Annotated in this window: 3 protein-coding genes and 1 pseudogene; 2 read left to right on the top strand and 2 right to left on the bottom strand. The window is 41.8% G+C overall.

What is annotated here, in order from left to right:
- Together ISP07_RS16350 and dgt are read right to left on the bottom strand one after the other, a co-directional pair.
- A pseudogene (locus tag ISP07_RS16350) lies at nucleotides 1-1,919 on the bottom strand (hypothetical protein); the annotation flags it as partial.
- Between the two features lie 109 nt (nucleotides 1,920-2,028).
- Nucleotides 2,029-3,486 carry a dGTPase gene (dgt, locus tag ISP07_RS16345; protein WP_209328251.1) on the bottom strand — a complete coding sequence of 486 codons (1,458 nt, stop codon included), beginning with the start codon at nucleotides 3,484-3,486 and terminating at the stop codon, nucleotides 2,029-2,031.
- Nucleotides 3,487-3,705: 219 nt separating this feature from the next.
- Here dgt and ISP07_RS16340 point away from each other — a divergent pair, with 219 nt between their 5' ends.
- Nucleotides 3,706-5,118 carry a glycerophosphodiester phosphodiesterase gene (locus ISP07_RS16340; protein ID WP_228290655.1) on the top strand — a complete coding sequence of 471 codons (1,413 nt, stop codon included), beginning with the start codon at nucleotides 3,706-3,708 and terminating at the stop codon, nucleotides 5,116-5,118.
- A gap of 10 nt (nucleotides 5,119-5,128) precedes the next feature.
- The gene (locus tag ISP07_RS16335) at nucleotides 5,129-7,444 is read left to right on the top strand and encodes a PEGA domain-containing protein (RefSeq protein WP_209328250.1); all 2,316 of its coding nucleotides are present in this window, start codon (nucleotides 5,129-5,131) and stop codon (nucleotides 7,442-7,444) included.
- The last annotated feature ends 6 nt before the right edge of the window (nucleotides 7,445-7,450 follow it).

The following is a 7,450-nucleotide window of genomic DNA, read 5'->3' as shown; positions in this document are numbered from 1 at the left end:
TCTATCTCGGCTAACACTGGTTCATCGTCAGCAATAGGTTCTTTTGTTGAATACTCATCAAAACCAAATGATGACGAACTCGTAAAGCTTGGCTCGTCAATCTCAGGTTTCTCAAGCTCATCGATTTCCGGTTTTTCTAGCTCTTCTATCTCGGCTAACACTGGTTCATCGTCAGCAATAGGTTCTTTTGTTGAATACTCATCAAAACCAAATGATGACGAACTTGTAAAGCTTGGCTCGTCAATCTCAGGTTTCTCAAGCTCATCGATTTCAGGTTTTTCTAGCGCTTCGATTTCAGCTAACACTGGTTCATCGTCAGCAATAGGTTCTTTAGCTTTATACTCATCAAAACCAAATGATGAAGAACTTGTAAAGCTTGGCTCGTCAATCTCTGGCTTCTCAAGTTCATCAATTTCAGGTTTTGCTAGCGCTTCTATCTCAGTTAAAACAGGCTCGTCGTCGGCAATTGGTTCTTTAGTTGTGTACTCATCAAAGCCGAATGATGACGAACTCGTAAAGCTTAGCTCGTCAATCTCAGGTTTCTCAAGCTTATCGATTTCAGGTTTTTCTAGCTCTTCTATCTCAGTTAAAACTGGCTCGTCGTCGGCAATTGGTTCTTTTGTTGTGTACTCATCAAAGCCGAATGATGACGAAGCGGAATCTCTCGGTTCTTCTAGTTCAGGTTCATCTTGTTTAGATTCCTCTGCTTTTGGAGCTGTTTCTTCATTGATGCTGTAAGATGAAGCAAGGCTCGCTAATTTTAGCTCTTGCTCTAGGCCTCGTTGCTCATCTAAGAAGTCGTCATCAGAGTCGTTTACGTCTTTATCGTCGTAACCAAGTTCAAGATCATTAAATTGCTTGGCGTCAGCAAAATCATCAGCTGTTTGTGCAGATGGGGTTTGTGGCTTTTCACTATCATGCTGTGCACTAAAGTGCATTAGTTCAGAGAGATCGTCGTTATCATTTTTCTCGGTTAATTCGTTTGTGAAGTCAGGAAATGAATCAGTGTCTTGCTGTGACTGCTCTGAGTTTTCATTTAGAACGGCAGCCGTTGCTGCTTGAAGTTCTTCGGCTTCTTTTTCTGCTGAAGCTTGCGCTTGGGCCGCTGCTTTTAGGGCTTTAGCTTGCATTAAGCTTTGCTCAAGCTCTGAGTCTGCATCAGTATTTTTATTTTGACGAATACGAACAATCACTAAGCCTGCAATAAGTAGTACTAGCAAGACAATTAAACTTGGCATTAATAATGAGCTTGATGAACTATTTTCACTTTCATAAGGAGCAGCAGGCTCCGGTGTAAATGCTGGCTCAACAGGTTCTGCCTCGACAGCTTTTCTTACATCTGTAGTTTCACTGTTTTGCGAACTGTCAGGCGCTGCGTTATCAAGCTGTTGTTCCATCACAGGAGAGGTTACAGGCTCGGCCACAGTTTCTGTCGGGGTATCAGAGATTATAATGCGATCAACGTCAGCGGGCTCTTCTGTTTGCTGCACTGGTGGTGTTAGCTGTGTATTTTGCGTTTCTAGTGGTTCTGGCTCTATTTGTAATTGTTCTGCAGGCTGTTGCGGCTCAATAATCTCTGATGCTTGCTCAACTGTAGGCTGTGTTGGTTCTTCAGGTGTACCTTGTATTGCTCCTGAATGTTGAGTTGAGCGGGTGCTTTTACTCTGAATTACTGGTTCAACGGGTTGTGTTGGCTGTTGCTGAACTTTAAGGTTTGAACCATTATTGAGTGGGGTAGGATTTTGGCAATTTTTTTCGTAATTTCTGGCAGCTGAACGATAATTTTTGTTACTAGTGTTGTTACGATACTCATGCATTTGTTGCTTTAACAAAATACACATAGCTTCGTTGTACTGTGCTTTTGATGTAAAGCTCAGACTTGCAAGTAATAGTAATAAAGTTGTTTTTATAATTGGCATAGTTTCCTGACCAGTAAGGTTTATCTGGTTACCCAAACAATGAGTTAATTCTAAGCCCAGTAGGGCAATTTATCCACATTCATTAAATAATTTCAGCGAAATAGCAAAGTCAATCGATCACCATGAGCGCTCGGTATTCGTCATAAGCAAATTGGTCGGTCATTCCGCTGATGTAATCTTGAATTAAGCGGCAGCGATAATAGAACTCGTAGGCGGTAAAATGATCCGGTTCGGCTTTTAGGGCATCAATGGCTTTTTGATAGCTATTTAAATGTTTATTAGATAGTTTTTTCACCAGACGAGTTTCAATTAAGTAGTGTTGATCGCCTTTTAAAACCCGTTTAAAAGCATCGGCGTCAAGGGCAAGTAAGGGTTTGTAGCAATCAAGTAAACCGCTAATGATTCGATAACCTTGCAGCTCTAAGCGCTCTACCTCTTTGTGGCAAAAAACGTGCTTTAATGCCACTTGTTTTAAGGTGAGCGTGACGGCGTGCAGATGGCTACGATCTTCTAATAACGCTTGATTAAAATCACCATGGTAAATGGCTTCTATGTTGCTGATAAACCGTTCTGCTGCGTAGCTCACTAATGGATGAAGCAAGGTCACACGCAGGTAAATAAAAAATTCGCTGTTAAAATTGTATGGCTGCTCTTGTGCTTTACTTAACGCATAATCAATGGCTTTTTCGGCAAAGTCGCTGTGTTTGGTATCGTCTATGGTTAGGTTTGTGAGTGTGCGGGTGTATTGCTCTTTTAGCTTGTCGCAGAGCGACTCGACACTAATAATGCCTTTTTCGACCGCATCTTCTATGTCGGCTAAACAATACGAAATATCGTCAGCGGCTTCCATAATGTAGCTTGCAGGATGGCGGCAATATTGTTCAATCTCTAACTCATTTTGCAGTGCTTCAACAAAAGGCTTTTCGCTAAAATAGTAACCCACTTTTTTCATCAAGTAGTTTTTATCTTGTGGGCTGTCTTTTTTTGCCATGCTGGCCGGGCGGGTATATTTTAAAATTCCGGCACTTTGGCTGTAGGTTAAATTTAGTGAAAGTAATGAATGAATTATACGAATACCTTGGGCATTACCTTCAAAGCTTTTTATATCTTGGGCTAAGTGTTTAAAAATCACGCTGATGCCAATGCTTTTACAGCGTTCTGGGGTTAGTGAGTCTAAGTGTTTCTCGAACCACTGATTAATGGCTGCTTCGCCAAAGTGACCAAACGGTGGGTTGCCAATATCGTGCATTAGGCAGGCCATTTCAACGAGGCTTTCTAGTGGCCGCTCAAGTCCAGCTAGGCCATATTCTTTTTGCTTTGCATCACTGAGCTTATTAAAAATGGTTTGCACAATAAAGCGGCCTACCTGTTGCACTTCAAGCGAGTGAGTCAGCCGTGAACGCACTGCGGCATTGCGCTCAAGTGGAAATACTTGGGTTTTTTGTTGTAAGCGGCGAATTGCTGCACTGTTAATAATACGACCCCGATCACTTTCAAGCGCAGTGTGTAAATTATTGGTAGAACGCATTTCGCGTGCTGGGGTAATTTTTTTACCAAAATCGATCATTTTTCGTTCCCACAAAGCGGTAAAAATCGGGCTTTTATATGTTGTTAGCAAAACTTTGCTAGTTATTAAATTTAATCTAACAGCTTGTATCTTAAATTAAAATATTCATTTTTATTAAAGTTATTACTTTAAATTAAGTCCTTTATTCATATATTATTCAGTTTCACGCACTTCTTCATTATCTTGAATTAGAAAGGAAAGCCTTTTGGCTGTATAGCAATGATGCAAACTCTGTCTAAAAAAACATGGCTGCTAGCCAGTATTCTTTTGTATTGTATTGGTTTAACTGCTTGTAAAAGTACCCCTGAAACAAGTACTGAAAACACCTTAACAGTAGTCGAAAAAAATGCCATTAAGGCCAAACAGGATGCACTCCGCGCCCGTGGTTTTTACGAAAGTCAGCTAGGTAATATCAATTACGCTACAACGAGGCAATGCAGTAACTTTAATTTACAAAGTCACCGTGGCTCAATTCGCTACGCCGAAAACTCGCTTAACGCAGTAATTGATGCTATCGACAACAACTTTGATGTTGTTGAAATTGACGTGCGTATTACCCGTGATGATGTGTGGGTTGTGCATCATGATGCTCGCACCGGCCGCGAAACAGGCACGGTTGATAATAAGCGTCGTAAAATTGAGTCGATGAACTACAAAAAAGAGTGGGGCTATTTACGTCATCGTAATCAAGATACTGGGCTACTTACCGATAAAATGCCGCCATCATTTAGAGAGCTAGCAGCTACGTTTGCGCGCTATCGTAAACCCCATCAAAAACTGAATATCGAAATAAAATCAAAGGCCTCAGTTAACGATTTAAAAATGCTTGATTACTTGGCATATGAGTTTGTTGGCGGCGGAAACTACTTTTTTAGTAGCTTAGAAATGCGCAACCTTACTCGTATGCGCGATATTAACCCAGACATTTACTTGGCATTTATTCAATCACCGGCAAAAGCCTCAATGAATAAGCTAGCAAGTGATCTAAAACGCGGTGCTGGGAGTGATCCTATTTATGAGCGTAACAAAGAAGAACTTGAAAGCTTGCAAGCACTTGGAAATCGTTACCATCGTGAAAAGCGTTACGACAGCCCTGTTAAACTTGATAAATTGGCAAAGCAGCTAAAACGTAACTTTGGCTATGTGCTTGATATTCGTCATTACAAGCAAAGTGCAGCTCGCTTGAAACCAGTTGCTAAAGCGCGCGGTATTATGATTGCCACTTATTCTATTAACGGCCACGACTACCATGAGCGTAGCTTATTAGCGCAGTCACGTTCGCTGCGTCCAGACTCGGTGATCATGGACGACACCGTATATGGTTTTTGTTCTGTGTTCGAGTTGCCAAAAATGCAGCCGTTTTTTAGTGATGACCCAGAAGCTAAGTTAATTGCTAGTATGCCCGCAGACCTTGATTTAGAACGCTTAGATGAGCTGTATGCTTATAAAGCGAATCAGCTTTATCCTGCGGTGGGCGGCACGCTTAAATCAACGCAAGCACAAACTTATATTCCCAAAGTAACATCGACTCCTTCAGCGCCTAATTTAGAAATAGGGACTCGCCAAGCCGATGAAGACTTTAGCCTAGAAACAGATCCTGCTGTTGAACTAGAACTACGTAAAAAACAATAAGAACAATACTATGACTGATTTAATAAAGCCGTTTTGGTGGCGCTGCTTGCTATTTGTTTTAGCTACTTTATATTTATTACCCGAAGCAATTTTTAATGCCCAGTTAGTCTCTTTAGTCGGTTTAGGAACGCCTTCTGCTGAAGACCTTGAACACCTCGAAATTTATGGCCGAGCTGTATCTGGAGTAGGTGTTGCACTGCTGTTAGCTGACTTTTTACCTAAAGCCATGGTTGCCAAAGTAGGCCGTGGCATTATCTCGTTTATCGCTTTATTGTGTTTAGTTTGGCCGGTGGTGTTTTTTGGTCAAAAGTATGCCATTGAAAAAACTTTAATTGAGCCTTCAACCGCAGAGCAGCGCCAGTTTGCTACCTACAGTGCAGCACTGCGTGATGCACTGGCGATTAACTCAATTAAAGTGAATGATCTCGATTATAACCCTGAGCAATTACATAGTTCAGAGAACTTAACCTTTTTGGCGCTATTTGGTGGCTTACTGTATAGCGATGCCGCACTTTCAGATAATTTAGAGCAAGATAAACGTAAGATCATCGCTGCTTTTGTGCAGAAGAAAGCGTATCAAGATTTTGATAAACATTATAAAAACTACAGCCAGCTATATGATGAGCTGGTGGTTAAATACAAAGCCTATGCTGATGGCAGTAAAAAGTATAACAACACTTTGGCTGGAATAGGTGAACGTGAACAAGGTTATTGGCAGCAAGTTGAGCAAGAGATCAACAGTGGCTGGAGCAAGTATCAGCAAGCACAAAAAGCCCACATCGCCAAAGCATCGGCACGAGCGCAAAAGTATGGCCCTAAGATTTATGATTACCATCACAGTATCGCTAAATGCCGTGAGCGTTATGATAAGAGCAGCGAAAAAGATCGCCGTAATCGCTGCTATGAGCGCGAAGCAGCAGACTACCGAAGCACTATTTTAAAAGCGGGTATTGGCTATATAGAGCCTGATTACTGGCTTATCGAAGAAGAAATCTCGGCTGCAGAAAATGCCGCAGGCACTATTTTGATGGGGGTGCTCACTGGCGGTGTTTATACAGCTCTGCAAGCGGCAAGTTTAGCAACCGGTGGCGATGGTGGTCTTAAGGATAAACGCTACAAATACACCGATGATCCCGATCATTATCAACTGCGTTTTTTACAGCATCCGAACTTTCATAAGATGTTTGTTAGCGAGACAGGTTACCCGTTTACGGTTGAAAACTTAGTGGCGTTTCGTACTCACGAAACAACGCAAAACAAGCTTAGAGCACACTTTGCTAGTAAAGGTTTACAACTTGAAAGCAATTGGAATGTGAATCAACGCCAAGCGTTTGCTAATGCAGTCGCAACCAAAGTTACCAACGAAGCGAATGCACAATGGCAAAGCGAAATGCGTAAACGTGGCATGAGCTTAGAGCCAAACTTAAGCTGGGTTGCGTTTCAGTTACACCCGCAAATTCAAGCTAAAATTGCCGACAGAATGGGCGATTTATACGTAAAAAACATTCGCGCCGATTGGAACAAAAAGAACTTTAAAGACAAGGTGCTTGATCCAAACATTGCAAAACGCACCGACAAATACCTAGCTATGCTTAATAGCTCAGAAGGTAAATTTGCAGATGGTGGCGAGTATGCTGAGTACGGTAAACAAGCACTCCGTTCGGTGATTATTCCGCCTATTTCGATGTCGCTGTCACTGTTTTTGATTTGCTTAACCTTTAGCAAGCTGCCGTTAAAGCTATGGCAATTGATTAAACCTCAGCAAGAAAAGCAACCAACCACTGCTGTATCTGTTTTGCAAAAGCTGATTATGCCAGCGCTGATTTTGATAGTGCCAGTAATGTTTGTGCATAACACCTTTACCGAAGACGACCAAAGCCCTGTTAACTACTTTTTAGACAAGGTCGATGAGTCGAGTAATCCGGTGTTTAGTTATGCGATTCGTTGGACCTTACATGCCCAGCCTTTACTGCATCCTCTTGGTTTAAAGTTTGAAGAAAAACTGCATATTTACGAGAACTTTAGCCCGCTGAGCCATGCTTTAGCTAAGGTTGATATTTTGCGTCATGGCGATGCCAACTTAAGTGCTGAGCAGCAACAGCGCAGACAATATCTGGTTGAGCAAAAAACTAAACTTACCGTTATCACAAATCCGGCGAATGCCACTATTCGCATTATGAATATAGGCCCTAAATACCGCCCTGGCATGACTTTAAAAACGGGTGCTTATGATATTCAAGTGTCGGCGCCTGGGCATAAAACGTATCGACGTTGGCACCAAGTAGATGCTGGCGAACAAACATTAACCATTGATTTAAGCAATTAATTAAGC

It is taken from the genome of Pseudoalteromonas sp. PA2MD11 (assembly GCF_017808125.1).
In the GTDB taxonomy this organism is placed as follows: Bacteria; Pseudomonadota; Gammaproteobacteria; order Enterobacterales; family Alteromonadaceae; genus Pseudoalteromonas; species Pseudoalteromonas simplex.
Note: the sequence above shows the minus strand (reverse complement) of the source record. Positions and strands in the feature narration are given on the sequence as shown.